This is a genomic window from Paenibacillus oryziterrae (assembly GCF_042610485.1).
Taxonomy (GTDB): domain Bacteria; phylum Bacillota; class Bacilli; order Paenibacillales; family Paenibacillaceae; genus Paenibacillus_AQ.
The window spans coordinates 307,588-326,288 of sequence record NZ_JBGJZO010000001.1; the positions used below are offsets into that span (position 1 = coordinate 307,588).

Consider the following 18,701-nt stretch of genomic DNA (forward strand, 5'->3'; position numbering starts at 1 on the left):
GTTTGACTGTGTAGATTAGTACTATATATAATAATGTCTATAGTTTAAATACGTGATTGCAGTCAGGAGCTGAGACAATTGGGAAGTTGTTGAGGAAAGGAATTGCTGGTGTTGTTAGAGCTAACATTTTGTACAAACGAAGGAGGTGTGCCTATCCGTCCTTTGAGGAGAATGGCGGATAGGAGTATAATTTGAGCGACCCTTTACCCGGTATATTACACGTAACATTAATTTTTTTACTGGTGCTGTTGAATGGATTCTTCGTTTCGGTTGAGTATGCGATGGTGAAAGTCCGGAGCGGCCGCATCGATACACTGATTGAAGAAGGCAGCAAGAGAGCGCGTGCGGCACGGAATATTGTACGTAATCTGGATGCTTATCTGTCGGCGTGCCAGCTGGGAATCACTTTGGCTTCACTTGCCTTGGGATGGCTTGGAGAGCCGGCAATCGCCAGAATCGTCGGGCCATCTATTGTAGAGTTAGGCTTTGGGGATACTTCGGTTCATGTTATATCGCTGATTATTGCCTTTATATTCATTACTGTCTTGCATATCGTTCTTGGTGAACTGGCTCCCAAAACGATAGCCGTGAACAAAGCAGAATCCGTTCTACTTCTGATGTCGGGTCCGATGAACATCTTTTACAATCTGATGTTTCCGTTTATCTGGATTCTGAATGGCCTAGCACGCGGATTGTTGCGGATCTTTCGTCTAACACCCGCTTCGGAGCTGGGTACAGCACACACGGAGGAAGAAATACGGATATTGATGCAGGAGAGCAGCAAGAGCGGACTGATAGACAAGACAGAAATGGATCTGGTAGATAACATTTTTGAGTTTGTCGACACGATGGCACGGGAGATTATGATTCCCCGTACCGAAATGATTTGTCTTAGCAATCATCTCTCGGTTGAAGAGAATCTGGAAATTGCGTATAACGGGATGCGTACCAGATATCCTGTATGTGATGGTGATAAGGACCATATTCTAGGTTTTATCCACATCAAGGATCTGATCAGGGAAAGTGCACCTAATTATTTGGAATTGATACGTCCTATCCTAACAGTGCCGGAGTCCATCCAGATTAGTGCCTTACTGAAGATGATGCAGCGAGCAAAGACTCAAATTGCCATTTTGATTGACGAATACGGCGGTACTTCGGGAATGGTTACGCTTGAGGATATTATGGAAGAGATCGTCGGAGAGATTCAGGATGAATTCGACCAGGAACGTCCTGGCGTGGAGAAGCTTGGAGACGATCTGTATTCGATCGATGGTCTGATGTTGATCGAAGAGATTAATGACCAACTCGGACTTCATATGGAAACCGATGATTATGATACCATTGGTGGATGGTTATATTCTAAACTGGAAGCCAGTTCGCCTTATAAGGGCCACTCTGTCGAATTTGACGACCATCTCTTTATGATTGACGAAATGGAGAATAAACGAATTTCTCGCATTAAGGTAATGAAACTTCAACAAATGATCGAAGAAGCAGGCGCTTAAGTTCGAAATCATACTTTATCTAAGGCATGGTGCCAATACAGGTACTGTGCCTTTTTATATCCTCTGAAGGGGTCTGAAGAAGAGCAGGTTTGCCAAGCACAGTTCAATGATTATATAATTTTAAATAATATACCGATATTCCCTATGCCAACGTCCGCCAAGGACAGAAAGGAAGCACACTTGAGTAAATCTACCCCTCCAAAGAAACCTGTACAACCAACAATGAGCAAGCAGGCAAGACGCCAGGCTGAACTAGAACGCTCTAAGCAAAAGACCCGAATCCTGATCATTTCAAGTATCGCGCTGGTTGTAATTCTATTTGCCGCATTGTTTATTCTGGCTTCCAAAGACAGCGGAAGTGACAATACCTCCGGGAAAGCGGTTGGGTTTAACTACAGTGACCTCCCAAGACTAGGTTCTGAAGATGCCCCAGTCAAAATCGTTGAATTTGGTGATTTCAAGTGTCCGGCTTGTGCGGAGTTTACCGGTGTCATCAAACCACAGATCGTTGACGAATACGTAACCCCGGGAAAAGCCGCTTTCTATTTCGTTAATATGTCATTTGTAGGTCCTGATTCAGAGACGGCATCTCTGGCAGCACTCTCTGTGTATCACCAGAATAATGACGAGTTCTGGAAGTATTATGATGCCATGTACGCACGTCAAGGTAAAGAAGACGAGGAGTGGGCCGCAAAGGATTATCTGGTGAACCTGGCGAAAGAGCTGGGACTTACGGTCGATACTGATGTTCTGGCGAAGGACATAGAGAATAAGACCTATGCTGATGAGCTACAGCGTGACAATCAACTCGCGAGTGATAGTGGTGTGACGACAACTCCGTCAGTGTTCGTGAATGGAGTGAAAATTGCCGAGCCATTTAATTATCAGGCCATCACTCAACAGATTGATACTGCTGCTAAAGAAGCGGCCAGCCAATGAGTACCTTCATCTCCTTTTGCCGCCGGAACTGTCTCTATTTGGCCTGGTTCGTATGTTTGATCGCTGTAGCCGGCAGCCTTTATTTGAGCGAGGTGCTGCACTACGAGCCCTGCAGATTATGCTGGTATCAGCGCATCTTTATGTACCCGCAGCTAATTCTGCTCGGCATTGCAACCTATCGAAATGATAAAAAGATCATTCCTTATGTTCTGCCGCTTAGTGTAATCGGTGGTTCGATATCGATTTATCATTATGCCGAGCAGAAGATACCCGCAATGAGCAAGATTCTGCCTTGCACCATCGGTGTTCCCTGCAACAAGGATTATCTGAATTTTTTCGGCTTCATTACCATTCCTTTGTTGGCCCTTATTGCCTTTGTATTAATGGCTACGGTGTTATGGTTAGGACGTGATCAGGGAGTTACTGAGAACACGGAAGATACAGAAGAAATGTAACTATTAATTCATATAAAATCTGTTACGGATATCCGAAGAAATTCCAAAAAAACACGTTCCATGGGGATAATAGGAGAGAATGAAAGAAAGGAACCTGCCCGTTGCATAATTTGCGGGAATTGGTTCCTTTTTCATTCTTTTTTCATTTGTTTCACAGCTTTACTGAAATTGCTTTGTAGACTAATATTAGACCTTGTGAGAAGTTGAATATGCGCTGAATTTTCCAAAGGAAAAACGGGGGAACCAACCTTGACCACCGTGGTCAAAAGGGGTGAATCGGCACTAGGAGAAATCCTGGTCCGTAGGGCTACCACTGCCCGAATCCGCCAGCTAACCTCGTAAGCAACCGTGGGATAATGATCATGCTTTAAGCATGCGGATCATATCCGTATGCTTTTTTTGTGCCTGCAATTATGAAAATCCACTATTGAAAATGGCGCGCGGGAATCCGATTCAACTCACCAAAGAGAGGAACTGTTTCTAAAATGGTAAGCAAAGTAAAACGTTTTTTAATCGGTCGTCCGATGAAATCCAACGAACTTGATCATGAAAAGTTAACCAAGGTAAAAGCACTCGCGGTTCTGTCATCAGATGCATTATCATCTGTTGCATACGGAACGGAGCAAATATTAATAGTACTCGTGGCAGCTGGATTTACGGCCATATGGTACTCGTTGCCGATCGCACTTGCTGTCTTGGCTCTGTTGGCAATTCTGATCTTGTCCTACCGGCAGACGATCTTTGCTTATCCACAAGGCGGAGGCGCGTATATCGTTGCCAAAAAGAATCTGGGCATTCCCACAGGTCTACTCGCCGGCGGTTCCTTACTGGTAGATTATATCCTGACTGTAGCGGTTAGTGCCTCTGCAGGTACGGATGCGATCACTTCGGCTTTTCCAAGTCTGCATAGTCATACTGTACTAATTGCGACTACTGTAATCTTAATTCTAACTATCCTTAATCTGCGCGGTGTGACGGAGTCTGCTTCGTTCATAGCGATTCCGGTCTATCTGTTTGTAGTTTCAATCTTTGTTCTGATCTTTACCGGTGTATTTAAATATATTACAGGTGGAACTCATGCCGCTGTACCTGAAATGGGGTCAGTAGTATCCAATGTTAGCTTGTTCCTGCTGCTGAAGGCCTTTAGCTCAGGTTGTTCTGCACTAACGGGTGTTGAAGCGGTATCGAATGCCATTCCGAACTTTAAGGCTCCTGCGGAGAAGAATGCTGCTAAAACTTTGGCACTCATGGGTATTATTCTGGGAAGTATGTTCACAGGAATTACGCTGCTAGCTTACTGGTACGGAATCGTTCCGGATGAAAAAGCAACTGTTATATCACAAATCACCGAATCCACATTCGGTCGCGGTGCCTTGTATTTCTTTATTCAAGGAATTACAGCAGTTATCTTGTTCCTGGCTGCGAACACTGCATATTCTGCATTTCCGCTGCTGGCCTGCATGCTTGCTAAAGACAAATATATGCCACATGCTTTCATGGTCCGCGGTGACCGTTTGGGCTTCTCAAACGGTATTATCTTCTTAGGTGTTATGTCCGCTGTATTGGTAGCTGCGTTTCACGGGAATACAGAAGGGCTGATTCCCTTGTATGCGGTAGGGGTGTTCATTCCGTTTACGTTGTCACAGCTTGGAATGATGGTTCGCTGGTATAAGCAAAAACCAAAGGGCTGGCAGAGCAAATTCGCAGTAAATACTGTAGGTATGCTTACAACTCTTACAATCACGATGATCTTCATCATCACTAAATTCACTAGCGTATGGATGGCGTTTATCTTCTTGCCACTGGTAATGTTCGTATTCTTCCGTATTCACCGCCATTATATGAATACAGCAGATGAGCTTCGTATTCAACTCGATACAGATAAGCCTTGCATTAAAGGCAGTACAGTGGTTGTTCCTGTATCCGGAGTAACCCGGGCAGTACTTCATTCTCTGAGTTATGCCAAGTCTTTAACGGAGAATGTGGTCGCAGTTTATATTGGCTTTGATGAAGAAGAGATTCACAAGCTGGAACAGAAATGGGAAGAATGGAATCCGGGAGTACGTCTGATTGTGCTTCGGTCCCGTTACCGCAGCATCATGCGTCCGCTGGTCAAGTTCATTGATACGGTAGAGTGGAAGACAGCTTCCACGGATCATATCACGATCCTGATTCCGCAATTTATTACGAAGCATTGGTGGCAGGCCATTCTGCACAATCAGACCAGCTTGCTCATTCGCTCCTATTTAATGAATCAGAAGGATATCGTTGTTGCAACAGTACCTTTCCATCTGAATAAATAATTTAATAGAGTTCATAATATAGAAAGCGGTTGTTCCTTAATTGAGGGGCGACTGCTTTTTTATTTTTTTGTTGACGTGGAGAATGATAATCACATCATTCAAGGGGTCAAGTCTACAGAACATCAAATTGCTAGTCGTGATACACACGTACATACTGGAGGGGAACTAAATGTTCTCAGTAAAGAGAACGAGAACAACAAGGATAAGTTCTGCGGTAATAGGACTCATGATTATGATATTGTTCTTATCCGGACGTGAGGTATTTGGCATTGAAGCCGATATCATGCCTGATCCCCGTACGGGTGTACCCTTGTGTCTGCCATATGAGCTTGCCCCTCATAAAGCCGCCGGTTTATGAGCGAGTGCAGAACATTGAAAGCCTCATTAATTCAGAATTAACTACCAAATTTGATCTTCATTTCACCGCACCTGAGGGAGCAGTATATTCCTATGTGGCTGTGGAATTACTGGATCCTGAGCATATGCGCAGATTTATTTATGAATACGCTCCACTAATAAAAGCACTGGACGATACTGCTGTTGGCGCTTATTTCGCAGGCTGGTTCACCAGTGCGGCGCTGGCACTGCAATATTCACTTTCCGTGTTCGATGCCGCGCCGGATCTGAGTCTGAACAATCTGCACATTCATTTGATTCCAGCCGCAGGCTATTGTAGAGTCGCATTTTCATTGCAGAAAGGGGAGTTAAATCCTGCACCTAATGAGCCATTTAAACGTGAAGAGTGGCTGCTGCAGATCCTTACAGACTTTTATAAAAATACAGCTTCACCACTCCTGCAATGCGTATCCGAAGCCAGCGGTTTGAGTTTAAGTAAGGTTTGGGGCCAGCTACCGACCAAATTCAATTATTATCTGGAACTGTTCACATCGGGGAGAACCGGTGACAGCCATGTGAAGCAGTTGAGTGACGATTATACAGCTCTAAAAACCAAACTGCCTCCCGAGGCGTTCGGATTATCCAACAATCCCTTTCATGTTAAAATCCGCATCATTGAGGATCTTGCCGATCCCCAACGGACAACTCAAATGCGTAACCGCTGCTGCTTATACTACCGGACAGAAGGCGGAAGCTACTGTTACACCTGCCCAAGGCTCAAGGAAGAGGAACGGGCGGAACTTCGTAAGGAAGATAGAGGTAAAGTGGCAGATAACAGCATATCAAAGTAGATTCTGGATTTTCTCCAGCCAGCAAGCTCCCGTCATTGACAAGGGAGCCTGTTCGTTGTTAAAGTGGGGAATGCAACAATACCGCTTAAGGAGCCTTTAATATGGACATCAGCAAAGTAATGGAGGATTTACAAGGACTTGTTCCTGACGGAGTCGTAAAAAGCCGGGAGTCCTTAAAAAGTCATGTATTTACCCAAATGGGCGGACAGGCGGATATCCTGACAGTTCCGGCCACTTATGAAGAATTTCAGAATATTGTTATATATGCACACGAACACGATGTACCACTGACCGTTCTTGGCAATGGTTCCAATGTGATTATCAGAGATGGTGGTGTACGCGGGATTGTCCTCCAAACGTATGGATTATCCGGTATGGAAATCCAGGATGGACAGATGCTTCACGCTCAGTGCGGAGCCAAAATCATTGATGCCTCGAGATTTGCTCTCGAGAACTCACTGGCAGGTCTTGAATTCGCCTGTGGGATTCCCGGCACAGTTGGAGGGGCACTCTATATGAATGCGGGCGCGTATGGCGGAGATATTAGTCATGTGCTTCATAGCGCACTTGTGTTATCGCAGGAGGGTCAGATGCTTACCCTTGAAGGTGAAGGGCTGCAATGGGGATATAGAACGAGTATATTTGCCAGCGGGAACTATATCGTTCTGGAAGCTCGCTTCTTGTTAACTTCAGGAGTACATGAAGAAATTAAAGTAACGATGGACCAGCTTACGGAACTGCGGGAATCTAAGCAGCCCCTTGAATTCCCTTCCTGCGGAAGTGTATTCAAGCGCCCTCCCGGACGATTCGCCGGACAGCTTATTCAGGATAGCGGACTTCAGGGAACACGAATCGGCGGGGCAGAGGTCTCCACGAAACATGCCGGTTTTATTGTAAATGCAGATCATGCCACAGCTACAGACTATATCGGACTGATCCATCATGTCCGTGCTACAGTAAAAGAGAAATTCGGTATTGAGCTTGAAACCGAAGTGAAAATCATCGGTGAAGAAGAATAGATCTTTAAAGTAGAAATTGGCTGGAGGGCAAACCTCCAGCCAATTTTTGTATTATTCCTGGTCAGAAAGGACATATTTTGCCCGTTCCGTATCTACTTGAATACTCCCCTCATGGTTAGCATCAACATGGAGTCCACTGACAGCTATTTCATAAGTAGGTTGTGGCAGAGGAACAAGATCTCCATCCTTATTCTGAGTACTTCCATGCCCTTTAAGGATAACAGCGCTGTCCAAATAATCATCAATGACATTTTCAGCGTCCCGGTAATCGACTGCCTCAAGGCTGAATTGGACAATATCCAGATCAGACAATTCTTTTTTCTCGATAATAAGTGTATGACCGATATGTGTATTTAACCATTGAGAAAGCTTTTCTACATTCTGTTCCATGGAAATCCCATCCTTATTGTTGTTATAAATTTTAAGTTACCCTATATCCGGGAAATGAATCCATCCGGGACATAGTTATAGAGGATATATTGTTAATTGGATTAAATATTAAATCGATGAAAAGTATTCTGATATGCGTTTTAAGACTGAACTCTAAACAGAATTGCAGATAGGAAATTACGTTATGGGTATCTAGGTTTGTTTTTATTGGATTGGGTGTAATCTAATCTTATGGATTCGGACTGATTAAAAACAAAGAGGGTGTTTGGAGTGTGGACTGCGGCGATGTGGGGCGGAGTTTCGGGCTCTGCGGTATTGATCGGGGCGTTGATGGCTTTATTCCTTCGTATCCCGAAGAAATTCATTGGACTCATCATGGCTTTTGGTACAGGTGTATTGATTGGAGCTGCAACGTACGAGCTGCTTGGTGATTCCGTAGCCGATGGTGGCCTGAGTCCGATAATCATCGGATTTGTTTCAGGAGCGGCTGCATTTACGTTATTTGACTGGTATATCTCCCGTAAAGGAGGAGCAGACCGGAAACGATCAGCAGGGGTTGCAGGCGGCGGAGCAGCTGTGAGCAGCGGCCTTGCTATTTTTGCCGGCACCATGATTGACGCTATACCTGAATCCATTATGATCGGCGGAAGCCTGAAAATGGGGGGAGGCGTCAGCCTGCTGCTGGTGATTGCGATATTCATCAGCAACATACCGGAAGGGTTATCAAGTACAGCCGGATTGAAAGCCGGGGGATTCTCCGCAGGGAAGACGTTGTTGTTATGGTTATCGGTGCTTTTTATATCTATTTTGGCTTCCTTTGGCGGATATATCTTTATGGAGCATGCCTCGAATGATGTAACAGCTATGATTGCCTCTTTTGCAGGAGGAGGGATTATTGCCATGGTATGCTCGAGCATGATGCCTGAAGCTTATGAGGAAGGAGGGCCGGTGACTGGCCTTGTGGCAGCATTTGGATTACTCTGTTCTCTCATTCTGGACCGGCTGTAGGGCTTGTCCGAAACCCTTGGTTCGTGGTATAGTACAAGACGCAACAAACAATATTTAAGAAGAAATCTGCGGCAGTACTGCGCAGGAGAGGTTCGCAAACTCCCTCTATAAAAAACTAAGGCCGCTTTGATATAAGGCTTGTTCTTATATGCAGCGCTGCAGACGCGTTCCTTGCGTAAGGATAGCGTTTATTCTTAGTTGGAGCCCAGTTTTCGGAATCTCGTTCTTCTTTCCATATCCGGCAGATGCCGTGAGGAAAAGAGAGGGGTTTTTTGTCATGTCAGAAGGAAGAGTTAAAGCAGAAATGCAGGATGTCACTTTGCTAGGAAATCAAGGCACCACGTATAAATTCGGATATGATCCGGACATTTTGGAGTCGTTTGACAACAAACATCCGGGACGGGACTATTTTGTTAAATTCAACTGTCCGGAATTCACCAGCCTGTGTCCTGTAACAGGACAGCCGGATTTCGGTGCAATGTACATCTCGTATATTCCACAGGTGAAAATGGTTGAGTCCAAGTCACTGAAGCTGTATCTGTTCAGTTTCCGGAATCATGGAGACTTCCACGAAGACTGTGTCAACATTATTATGAATGATCTCATCGCTCTGATGGATCCGCAATACATCGAAGTATGGGGCAAATTCACTCCACGCGGCGGCATTTCGATTGATCCTTATTGCAACTGGGGCCGTCCGGGTACCAAATATGAGGCAATGGCTGAACACCGGCTCATGAACCATGATCTTTATCCGGAAAAGGTGGACAATCGCTAATGGTGAACACCGAGGAGAAGAAGATGAATAAAAAAGCCCTAGTTGTGTTTAGCGGTGGACAAGACAGCACGACCTGTCTCGTATGGGCGCTTCAGCAGTTCGAGGAAGTTCAGGTCGTAACCTTCAATTATAATCAGCGTCATGCCGCTGAGATTGAGGTTGCTACTGAAATTGCCAAGAACTTCAATGTGAAGCAGCATATCCTTGATTTAGCCTTGCTAAATCAGCTGGCTCCCAATGCTTTGACCCGTGATGATATTGCGATCGAAGCTGGTGAAGGAGACGAGCTGCCAAGCACTTTTGTGGATGGCCGCAATATGCTGTTCCTTTCTTTTGCCGCAATACTGGCGAAGCAGCTGGGTTATCACCATATCGTTACTGGTGTATGCCAAACGGATTTCAGCGGATACCCGGATTGCCGGGATGTGTTTGTTAAATCGCTTAACGTAACGCTCAATTTGTCCATGGATTATGAGTTCGTCATTCATACACCACTGATGTGGCTTGATAAAAAAGAAACCTGGCGGATGGCCGATGAGCTCGGCTATTTCGATTATATCCGCAAGCAGACGCTGACTTGTTATAACGGTATTGTAGGCGCTGGATGCGGTACTTGCCCGGCTTGTCTGCTGCGTGCGAGAGGTCTTGAGCAATATGAGGCGGAGAAAGGAACGGTAGGATTGTAATGCTTAATGATGTAACAGTGTGTAAAATATTCACTTTTGATGCTGCCCACCAGTTGATCGGACACAAAGGTAAATGCAGCAATCTGCACGGACATACCTATAAGCTTGAGGTTGTATTGAAAGGGCGTCCGGTTACAGAACCCGGTCACTCTGACGAAGGTTTCGTTATTGATTTCAGTGATATTAAGTCAACGGTGCAGCATATGCTGATTGACCGTCTTGATCATTCCTTTATGGCTATGGGCAATGAACCTGTCCTGGAAACTTTAATTCAATCCGGCTCCAAGACCGCAATATTGTCTTTCCGGACAACGGCAGAGAACCTGTCCAGCTATATCGCCTATAAATTAAAGCAGTCAGGGCTTCCTGTGTATTCCGTGAAGTTATGGGAGACACCAACGTCCTGGGCAGAAGTCCTCGCTGAAGACATCCCTGAAGAAGGCCCGTCTTACCGCTTGTTCGGGGGCTGTGACTGTGAGTAAAATACCGGTAATTGAAATGTTCGGCCCGACCATTCAAGGGGAGGGTGCAGTCATTGGTGTGAAGACGATGTTCGTACGCACGTATGGCTGCGATTACCGCTGTGGCTGGTGCGATTCCGCTTTTACCTGGGATGGCTCGGCTAAGGACAAGATGCAAATGCTTGAAGCAGATGAGATTATTGCAGGTCTGCAAGAGCTTGCTGGAGATAACTTTAACTGCGTGACAATCTCCGGCGGGAATCCGGCGCTGATTGGTGAAGGAATGGCTGAACTGGTTGCGAAGCTGCAGACACGCGGCATCAAGGTAGCGATTGAGACTCAGGGCAGCAGGTGGCAGGATTGGCTTACTGAGGTAGATATCCTTACGATCAGCCCTAAGCCGCCTAGCTCGGGTATGGAGACAGATTGGAAGATGCTTGACCGGATTATGGGGCAATTGAATGAAGGGAACAAATCGTCGCATAGCCTCAAGGTTGTTGTCTTTAATGATGAAGATTATGAGTATGCGCGGATTGTGCATGAGAAATATCCGGATGTACCTTTTTTCCTGCAGCCGGGAAATGATGATGTAACGGAAGAGGGAGACATCTCAAGCCGCCTGCTCGGACGCCTGGAATGGCTGTTTAATAAGGTGATTGAAGATCCTCGGATGAATGAAGCCCGGGTGCTGCCTCAGTTACATGCACTGATTTGGCATAATAAACGCGGGAAGTAAATTAAATAGAAGTGTCAAGATAAGGTGCCTGTTCTCAGGTGCCTTATTTATCGTGTTAAGCAAGTAATAGTATGATAATTAGACTGAACAGGCGAGAAAATTCTTCAGGACTACAAATAGGCTATTGCAATGCATATAATACCGAGTATAATACTTGGTATATAGGAAATAAGGAGTCGGTTCATATGCTAGCAGATGATTACCTGGATCTATATAATTACGCGAAGGCTATTAACGATCACGAATGGCAGGCCAGTCTAATTACAGCCCTAATGGATCTTAAAACAGCCTTACCCGAGGTGTCCGGAATCGAGAGTCTTAAACAGCTTTGGGAGCAATTTGATATGATCAATTACTTACTGCTCGGATTATTCAGTGAGTTACAGGCAAATGATCCCTCAGTTGACCAGTATCGCTTGAAAGAACGTATCTGGGAGTTGAAGCTGGAACGTATTGAATTGTCAAAAAAGCTGCAACGAAAATATATGCAGATTAAATAGTAATAAGAAATAGCATTCATTCAGAAAAAAAGACATAAAAAAAGGCATGCAGTTGTCTGCTCTGCCAAGACTTGCGAGGATCTTGTCTCAAGTGAATGTGCAGATTCGCTTGAAGATCAATGAATTAGTTAGACATTTGCATTCTTTCACGCATCATTGTCATACACATTGTCATCATTTCATCGCAGTCCTGCATTTTCTTCATCATCATGTCCATATTCATTCCCGATTCCATCATACCCATCTCAGACATTTTCTCCATGCACATCTTCATCGTGTTCATTTTGGCCATCATGTCTTCCATGCACATGTTCATCATCATTTCCATACACATTTTGTCCATTACAATTCCACCTCTCTGAATTTTGAATAAAGTACCTATTAAAATTACTATATTTTCCTGAAACATTCAATGAAGAAAGTGGTAGTCTAAAAGAAGTTTACTAGCTTATTTCGGGGAACCTCCGAAAAAAATTTATAAATAAAGATGAAACAGCTCCCCAGCGAAAGGGAGCTGTTTCTTTTGGTTCTTGTGAAGAAATTGTTATGATGATTATACATGTGATGTGATACAAAAATAAGAAATCATCCGTCTTACTTATAGCTGCAGCAGATAAGGAGGATTTACACCATGGAAATTCCGGAATCCGATGCTTTCCAAGTAATATTTTATGAACACTATCCGTCAGTACGCCGGAAACTGGCTGCGCTTGTGCGCGATGAAGCAGCAGCCGATGACCTGGCCCAGGATGTATTTCTTAGATTATACCGTAACCCGCCTGAGGATCCACGTGCGCTTGGTGCATGGCTTCACCGGGTTCTTACCCGGATCGGATATGATTATCTGGATAAGAAAGCCAGGGAGCGCAGGCTACAAAACAAGCAAGAGACTCTGTACGATATGGAAGCTTCGCCTCCCACAGGGGAAGAATTACTGCTCCGCAAGCTAGACCAGGAGAACATTCGGGAGTGGCTGGATGGGTTGCCTGAGCGAGACAGGCAGGCGCTTATGCTGCGGTATTCGGGTTACAGTTATTCGGAGATTGCAGGGGAGCTGGGAATAAGACCACCAGTTGTTGGCACGCTTTTGCACAGGGCGACAGAGAAGTTAAGACGAAATGCGGCGAGATCATTACCGCAGAGTGATTGAACAGGTGTTTACAAGAATGGTTAGGAGGATATTCAAATGACTAACAATCCTATGGAATCCAATAAAGATAAGCAGCTTACAGATACTGCCTGGGCACGGATGCAAGAGAAGCTGGCGATGGAGCCCATGAACTCCGTTTGGTCAACATGGAACCAGCAGGGGATAGAAGACGAGGCCATGGAGCATAAAGTTAACAGTGTGAATTATTCCGATTCGCAAAAGCAGGGACAGGATACGTCTAGTTCCGGGAACGATCAAGCTTCAATTAGAGGAACTGTTCACACACCTTCACGCTCCCGCCGCAAAATGAGCCGTGGACGCAAATGGGCAACGGCTGCCGCAGGGATTGCTGTATTTGCTGCCATACTGGCTACACCTGTCGGCAATACCGCCATGGCGTCACTGCTGAATCAGTTCAGGATGCAGGATGTAACCGTAGTGAAGGAAGATGATCTGCGTGATTTGTTTTATCAGGTGACAGAAGATGGCGATATGAAGGAATCTATCAATAAATTCGGGACATTCACCTATACTTCAGGTACGTCTCATAGAGATCTAACACCGGATCAAATCCCTGGAATTCTCGGATATGCTCCTATATCCTCTTTGCTGAATGAGAAGGGTAATAACATAAATGTGGAATCCTCTCAGGAGATTACGCTAAATCTTAAGGTGGATGAAGTGAATAAAGCGATGAAACGTCTGGGAGCGGAAAAGCTGCTGCCGCAGTCCGTTGACGGAAAGCCCATTACCTTGGCTATTCCTGCTAGCGTGAATTACCAACTGACACCTGATGGGAATCACTGGGCTGATCTTACCCAAATGAACATTCCGGTGTTGACGGTGGACCCCTCGATTAAAGTGGAGGAAGCGCTGGAGGCAGTGATGAACTTTCCCTTGCTTCCTGATCATTTGAAAGACAGTCTGAAGCAAAGCCGGATTCTTTCCGGTGAAATTCCGATGCCGCTGATCACAGGGGGGCATTCCGAGCAGTTAATTGTTGGCAATACAGAGGTTATCCTGGAGACCCATGATTACAGCCAGGAGTTTGTTTCTTACGAAGCTACTTGGGTTCAGGACGGGCAATTGTTCCGTTTCAACGGTGGTAGTCTCTATGCCGATAAAGACAAGTTCATGGCAAAGCTGCAGGAATTGATTTCTGGATGAATGCAGCTGCAATCGAAGCAAAAGCTTTAACCAAGCAATACAGCAACGGCAGAGGTTGTTCAGAAGTTACAATAACTGTAGGGAAAGGGGAAGCCTTTGGCTTCCTCGGTCCCAACGGTGCCGGCAAAAGCACCTTTGTTAAGATGCTGGTAGGGCTAATTAAGCCTACAAGCGGGGAAGCGACTATTCTTGGTCATAAGATAGGTACAATTGAAGCCAGAGCTCAGATTGGATATCTGCCTGAATTGTACCGTTATCAGGAGTGGCTGACTGGAGAAGAAGTATTGCGGCTCCATGCCAGACTGTGTAAGATGGATCGATCCATAACTGAAAAGGTTATTCCTGAACTGCTAGCACGGGTTGGAATCGGTATCCGGGGCAAGGACCGGGTGAAGCATTACTCCAAAGGAATGCAGCAGCGGCTAGGACTAGCGTGCGCATTGGTTAATAATCCTCCTGTTGTCTTTCTGGACGAGCCTTCTTCCGCACTGGATCCAATCGGTCGCAAAGAGGTTCGCAGCATCCTGGAAGGTCTTAAAGCCCAGGGCACGACAATTTTTCTCAACTCTCATCTCCTTGAGGATGTTGAAATGCTATGCGATCGGATGGCACTTTTGAATAACGGCGTTATTCTTAGACATGGTCAGGTAACCGAGGTATTGAATAAGCGAACAAGCTGGCTTTTTAAAATCGGCGGCTTTTCGCCTTTTTTGCTGTCTTGGCTTAATGAAATAACAGGTCTGTCCATCAGGTTGTCTGCATCACCCCATTCAAGGCCGGATACTGAGCAGCCAATAGCATCATCTTTAGACAGCAGTCAGGTCTGGCTGGAAGCTGAACTTGAAAGTGAAGAGCAGGCGGGTTGGATCAATTCGTTACTGATCGAGCAAGGGATGACGCTATATGAGGTATCCCACAGAAAAGAACGGTTAGAGGAATGGTTTATGAGCGCTGTTTCAGGGCTTAACCATAGAGGTGAGCGGGAATGATGTTGATTATGAGTATGACGTGGAAAGAGCTGCTTCGTAAAAAAGTGATGCTGCTTACCTTAATTTTAACCGGTGTCTTTCTTCTTGCCTTCTGGTTTGTTGCCGGATCGATTAGTGACAGCACCTTTACAATGGGAATGGCAGAGGGTAGCGGGGAGCAGATGATTGCCCGTTTCGCCGATGGAGCTATCATACTGACACTCGGTTTCTTCTTTGGTGCATTTGTGATTGCTTTTTTAGCCATCTTCAGCTCATCCTCCGCATTGGCAGGAGAAGCAGAAGTAGGCGTTCTGCAGGCACTTCTGCCTCGCCCGCTTCCTCGGTGGAAGTGGTATCTGGGACGCTGGCTTGGATACGTAACACTAGGTATGGGTTATGCGTTGCTGCTATTTATGGCTATTGTATCTATTGCTGATGCCCATGCTTCGATTCCAGGGGAGCCGGCGTCGCTGATCAAGGCATTTCTGTTGTTTAGCTCCGTTGTGCCGATGCTGGTTAGTATTTCAATGCTTGGTTCGGGGATCTTCTCGGCAATCGGTAACGGCGTATTTATGACTATGCTGTATGGAGCAGGATGGCTTGGCGGGACCATTGATAAAATGAGTGGATCACTCGACTTGAAGCCTGATATCGCGGAATCGCTTCGGACGGTCACCGGCATCATGTCTCTGCTCATGCCGGCAGACGGCCTTCAGCGCAAAATGCTGGCTGAGCTGTTCAGCCTGGATATTCTAGGGGATATGGTCGATATTCATTCATTCGCGATTATGGATATTTCTGTGTATCCTTCAGGCGCTTTTGTTGGATATGCGATGTTCTATATAATTGCAGTGTTTTTGCTCGGTATGTGGCTTTTTCAACGCAGAGATTTCTAATTGAACAGTCATAAAAGCCCTTTTGATTTCTTCGGTCTCGAAGAACAAAAGGGCTTTTACGCGTGTACCGGCATCATTTACTTGTACCGAGTTCCACCCATTCCGAGGACCAATTGGTGATCTCACCAAGGATGGGTGCTAGTGCGGAGCCTTTGCTGGTCAATGAATACTCGATCCGCACCGGGATTTCCGGATAGACCGTCCGCTGGATAATACCTTCATTCTCTAATTCTTTAAGGCGGTCCGAGAGGACTTTGCCGCTAAGATTAGAGAGACAGCCTTCAATCTCGCCGAAGCGGCGGGGACCGGGTATGAGAACAAATACGATTAGGGCAACCCAGCGTTTACTTAGCACATCAACGGCTTTTTCAAAGCGGGGGCACATTTCGAAATTCTCCATAAGCATCACCTCTGCATTCATTATAACACAAACTTACTAAAAGTAATCATGAATATTTAAATATATATTATAACTTGACGATCTTACATTACAATGATAAACTAACTTACAAATAGTTACTATACAAAAAAGCTTACTTACTAAATCAGCCAAATTTGCTGGTAAATATGATTCCGAGGATGGTGCAACATATGATCAGATCCGATATTGTTTCTATCTTAAAAGATAAAATTAATAAAATAAATGTAGAAGACTCAGCCAATTACCTGGTTGGTCCTATAAATCTGCCGGTGAACCTGGACGGAGAGACCGTACATTTCAAATGGTACAGCTGGCTTCATGTAACAGATCAGGAACTGCTTGAGGACGACACCACTGATATGACGGCAACACTCATTTCACGCTTGTCTTCGATGAACCTGGCTGATGGTCAGCAATCAAGTGTACTGGTCTACGGTGATTTCGAGAACTCTGAGGATGCACTGATCCGTATGCATAGTATATGCCACACGGGTGATATCTTTGGCAGCAAACGCTGCGACTGCGGATTCCAGCTGCGTCAATCGATGAAGATGATCGCCGAGAACGGTTCTGGCGCGCTCTTTTATCTCGCTAATCACGAGGGTAGAGGTATAGGCTTGTTCAGCAAGGCAATGGCTTATATTTTGCAGGAAGAAGGATATGATACGGTGGAAGCCAATCTGGAGCTCGGATTTGCCGATGATGCCAGAAGTTATACAGATGCAATCAGTGTTCTCCAGCATTTGCGTCAAAAACCGGTAACGCTGATCACTAATAATCCGAAGAAATTGGAAGCTTTACGGGCAGCAGGTATGAATGCAGTGAAGCGCGCTCCGCTCTGGGGAGATGTATCCGTCTTTAATGAGAAGTACTTGAAGACGAAGGTTACCCGCTCAGGTCATCTGGAGATTGTGAAGGATAATGATCTGTATGAAGGCAGATTAGCTAAATAAACATACTGGGAACATGGGTTCTGATATTTCTTGTAGTCTTTTGACCGCATGTCCGATATAATGGATTGTTGAAACCATACTTAAGAATTAGCGAGGTACGATATGACTGCCATACAAGTGCAGGACTTAAGAAAAACATTCAAGGTCCAGAAAAACCGGGAAGGCCTAAAAGGGGCCTTCTCTGATTTGTTTAAGCGGGAATATACTGAAGTAACAGCGGTAAAGGACATCTCCTTCACGATTCCGAAAGGGGAAATCTGCGGTTACATTGGTGAGAACGGGGCAGGTAAATCGACAACGATCAAAATGCTTTCAGGGATTCTTGTGCCTACTTCTGGATCGCTATCTGTCGGAGGTTATGTACCTTATTTGGAACGGGAGAAGTTCGTCAGCAATATCGGTGTGGTGTTTGGCCAGCGCAGTCAGTTGTGGTGGGATATCGGCGTCATTGAATCCTTCCAGTTGCTGCGCAAAGTGTATCGTGTGTCTGAGCAGGAATTCAAGCAGCGTCTGGATGAGCTTGTGGAGCGCCTGGAGCTTCAAGATTTGCTGAACCGTCCGGTTCGCAAACTAAGCCTAGGCCAGCGGATGCGTTGTGAGCTCGTGGCTGCACTTCTGCATAATCCGTCGATCCTGTTCTTGGATGAACCGACGATTGGCCTTGATATTGTCGTGAAATCGGAAATCCGCGAGTTTCTGAAGGACATGAACCGCCGCCATGGCACTACAATTCTGCTCACTACCCACGATCTTCAGGATATTGAAGCGCTCTGTTCCCGGGTTATCATGCTCGATGACGGACGCATTATCTATGATGGCGGGCTTGAAGAACTGAAGCAGCGCTGGGGAACAGGCCGCGAGGTGCTTTTTCAATTCGGTTCGGCTACGAAGCTGCAGCAGCTTCAGCAGTGGACGGAAGGGATGCCTGTGGGATGGACAGCGGAGAATGACCTTGGCGCTAAAGCCTGGATTCCACTTGAACTGAATGTATCTGATGTACTGGCCCGGGTCGTGGGTCAAGCGGATATTACGGATATCAAGATCATTGAGACGAATACGGATGATATTGTCCGTAGTATCTACCAGTCAGGATCTGCCGAGAAACCGGAGGAAGCTTCAGCGGTGAAGGATGGGGAAGAGGTAACTCATGCCTAATAAACACGAACGTACAGGGAG

The 18,701-nt window shown here is 45.6% G+C and carries 21 protein-coding genes, 1 pseudogene and 2 riboswitches; of the genes and pseudogenes, 19 read left to right on the plus strand and 3 right to left on the minus strand.

The annotated features are described in order from the left end of the window. Positions 1–191 precede the first annotated feature (191 nt). The 7 genes and pseudogenes from ACAN55_RS01500 to murB all read left to right on the plus strand — a co-directional run bounded on the left by ACAN55_RS01500 (position 192) and on the right by murB (position 7,411). Positions 192–1,508, plus strand: a complete 1,317-nt coding sequence (locus tag ACAN55_RS01500; protein WP_379127069.1) for a hemolysin family protein — start codon at positions 192–194, stop codon at positions 1,506–1,508. Between the two features lie 222 nt (positions 1,509–1,730). Beyond that, a complete protein-coding gene (locus tag ACAN55_RS01505) occupies positions 1,731–2,447 on the plus strand; it encodes a DsbA family protein (protein WP_379127071.1) in 717 nt (238 codons plus the stop codon). Further along, positions 2,444–2,902 carry a disulfide oxidoreductase gene (locus ACAN55_RS01510; protein WP_379127073.1) on the plus strand — a complete coding sequence of 153 codons (459 nt, stop codon included), beginning with the start codon at positions 2,444–2,446 and terminating at the stop codon, positions 2,900–2,902. The genes ACAN55_RS01505 and ACAN55_RS01510 overlap by 4 nt, the downstream gene beginning before the upstream one ends. 202 nt (positions 2,903–3,104) lie before the next feature. Then, positions 3,105–3,262: riboswitch (cyclic di-AMP (ydaO/yuaA leader) on the plus strand. 125 nt (positions 3,263–3,387) lie between these two features. Then, entirely contained in the window at positions 3,388–5,205 is a 1,818-nt protein-coding gene (locus ACAN55_RS01515; protein WP_379127075.1) for an APC family permease, read from the plus strand. Positions 5,206–5,458: 253 nt separating this feature from the next. After that, a pseudogene (gene fecE, locus ACAN55_RS01520) lies at positions 5,459–5,563 on the plus strand (Fe(3+) dicitrate ABC transporter ATP-binding protein FecE); the annotation flags it as partial. Between the two features lie 4 nt (positions 5,564–5,567). Further along, positions 5,568–6,392, plus strand: coding sequence for a (2Fe-2S)-binding protein (locus tag ACAN55_RS01525; protein WP_379127077.1), 825 nt, complete (start codon positions 5,568–5,570; stop codon positions 6,390–6,392). Between the two features lie 101 nt (positions 6,393–6,493). Next, positions 6,494–7,411, plus strand: coding sequence for a UDP-N-acetylmuramate dehydrogenase (gene murB, locus ACAN55_RS01530; protein WP_379127080.1), 918 nt, complete (start codon positions 6,494–6,496; stop codon positions 7,409–7,411). 51 nt (positions 7,412–7,462) lie between these two features. Here the strand turns inward: murB and ymzB are convergent, their stop codons facing one another. Then, positions 7,463–7,801, minus strand: a complete 339-nt coding sequence (gene ymzB / locus ACAN55_RS01535) for a protein YmzB (protein WP_379127082.1) — start codon at positions 7,799–7,801, stop codon at positions 7,463–7,465. A 270-nt stretch (positions 7,802–8,071) separates the two neighbouring features. On the opposite strand from ymzB, the gene ACAN55_RS01540 reads away from it, so the two are divergent. The 6 genes from ACAN55_RS01540 (at position 8,072) to ACAN55_RS01565 (ending at position 11,970) form a co-directional block, all read left to right on the plus strand. Then, positions 8,072–8,809 carry a ZIP family metal transporter gene (locus ACAN55_RS01540; RefSeq protein ID WP_379127561.1) on the plus strand — a complete coding sequence of 246 codons (738 nt, stop codon included), beginning with the start codon at positions 8,072–8,074 and terminating at the stop codon, positions 8,807–8,809. Positions 8,810–8,890: 81 nt separating this feature from the next. After that, a riboswitch (PreQ1 riboswitch) is annotated at positions 8,891–8,934 on the plus strand. A 152-nt stretch (positions 8,935–9,086) separates the two neighbouring features. Further along, complete coding sequence (queF, locus tag ACAN55_RS01545; protein ID WP_379127084.1) at positions 9,087–9,587, plus strand: preQ(1) synthase; 501 nt, start codon at positions 9,087–9,089, stop codon at positions 9,585–9,587. A 23-nt stretch (positions 9,588–9,610) separates the two neighbouring features. Then, positions 9,611–10,273, plus strand: coding sequence for a 7-cyano-7-deazaguanine synthase QueC (queC, locus tag ACAN55_RS01550; protein ID WP_379127564.1), 663 nt, complete (start codon positions 9,611–9,613; stop codon positions 10,271–10,273). A 17-nt stretch (positions 10,274–10,290) separates the two neighbouring features. After that, the gene (locus tag ACAN55_RS01555; protein WP_379127086.1) at positions 10,291–10,755 is read left to right on the plus strand and encodes a 6-pyruvoyl trahydropterin synthase family protein; all 465 of its coding nucleotides are present in this window, start codon (positions 10,291–10,293) and stop codon (positions 10,753–10,755) included. Continuing rightward, a complete protein-coding gene (gene queE, locus ACAN55_RS01560; RefSeq protein ID WP_379127088.1) occupies positions 10,748–11,470 on the plus strand; it encodes a 7-carboxy-7-deazaguanine synthase QueE in 723 nt (240 codons plus the stop codon). Before ACAN55_RS01555 ends, queE begins: the two co-directional genes overlap by 8 nt. A gap of 185 nt (positions 11,471–11,655) precedes the next feature. Further along, positions 11,656–11,970 (plus strand): hypothetical protein, encoded by a 315-nt coding sequence (locus ACAN55_RS01565; protein WP_379127090.1) that lies wholly within the window; start codon positions 11,656–11,658, stop codon positions 11,968–11,970. A 124-nt stretch (positions 11,971–12,094) separates the two neighbouring features. Here ACAN55_RS01565 and ACAN55_RS01570 read toward each other — a convergent pair whose 3' ends face one another. Further along, entirely contained in the window at positions 12,095–12,313 is a 219-nt protein-coding gene (locus ACAN55_RS01570) for a hypothetical protein (RefSeq protein WP_379127092.1), read from the minus strand. 288 nt (positions 12,314–12,601) lie between these two features. Between ACAN55_RS01570 and ACAN55_RS01575 the strand changes: the two genes are divergently transcribed. Genes ACAN55_RS01575 through ACAN55_RS01590 form a run of 4 tightly spaced genes read left to right on the plus strand, consistent with a single transcriptional unit; the run spans position 12,602 to position 16,151 of the window. Next, positions 12,602–13,120, plus strand: a complete 519-nt coding sequence (locus ACAN55_RS01575) for a sigma-70 family RNA polymerase sigma factor (RefSeq protein ID WP_379127094.1) — start codon at positions 12,602–12,604, stop codon at positions 13,118–13,120. Positions 13,121–13,156: 36 nt separating this feature from the next. Then, on the plus strand, positions 13,157–14,287 hold the full coding sequence (locus tag ACAN55_RS01580; RefSeq protein WP_379127096.1) for a hypothetical protein: 1,131 nt from the start codon (positions 13,157–13,159) through the stop codon (positions 14,285–14,287). Then, positions 14,284–15,276: an ABC transporter ATP-binding protein gene (locus tag ACAN55_RS01585; RefSeq protein ID WP_379127098.1), complete on the plus strand. Its 993-nt coding sequence runs from the start codon at positions 14,284–14,286 to the stop codon at positions 15,274–15,276. Before ACAN55_RS01580 ends, ACAN55_RS01585 begins: the two co-directional genes overlap by 4 nt. 8 nt (positions 15,277–15,284) lie before the next feature. After that, complete coding sequence (locus tag ACAN55_RS01590; RefSeq protein WP_379127100.1) at positions 15,285–16,151, plus strand: ABC transporter permease subunit; 867 nt, start codon at positions 15,285–15,287, stop codon at positions 16,149–16,151. 73 nt (positions 16,152–16,224) lie between these two features. On the opposite strand, the gene catR is transcribed toward ACAN55_RS01590, so the two are convergent. Further along, complete coding sequence (gene catR / locus ACAN55_RS01595) at positions 16,225–16,551, minus strand: catDE operon transcriptional regulator CatR (protein WP_379127102.1); 327 nt, start codon at positions 16,549–16,551, stop codon at positions 16,225–16,227. Positions 16,552–16,742: 191 nt separating this feature from the next. Between catR and ACAN55_RS01600 the strand changes: the two genes are divergently transcribed. Further along, positions 16,743–17,525: a GTP cyclohydrolase II gene (locus ACAN55_RS01600; protein WP_379127104.1), complete on the plus strand. Its 783-nt coding sequence runs from the start codon at positions 16,743–16,745 to the stop codon at positions 17,523–17,525. 102 nt (positions 17,526–17,627) lie between these two features. Beyond that, entirely contained in the window at positions 17,628–18,680 is a 1,053-nt protein-coding gene (locus ACAN55_RS01605; protein ID WP_379127106.1) for an ABC transporter ATP-binding protein, read from the plus strand. The last annotated feature ends 21 nt before the right edge of the window (positions 18,681–18,701 follow it).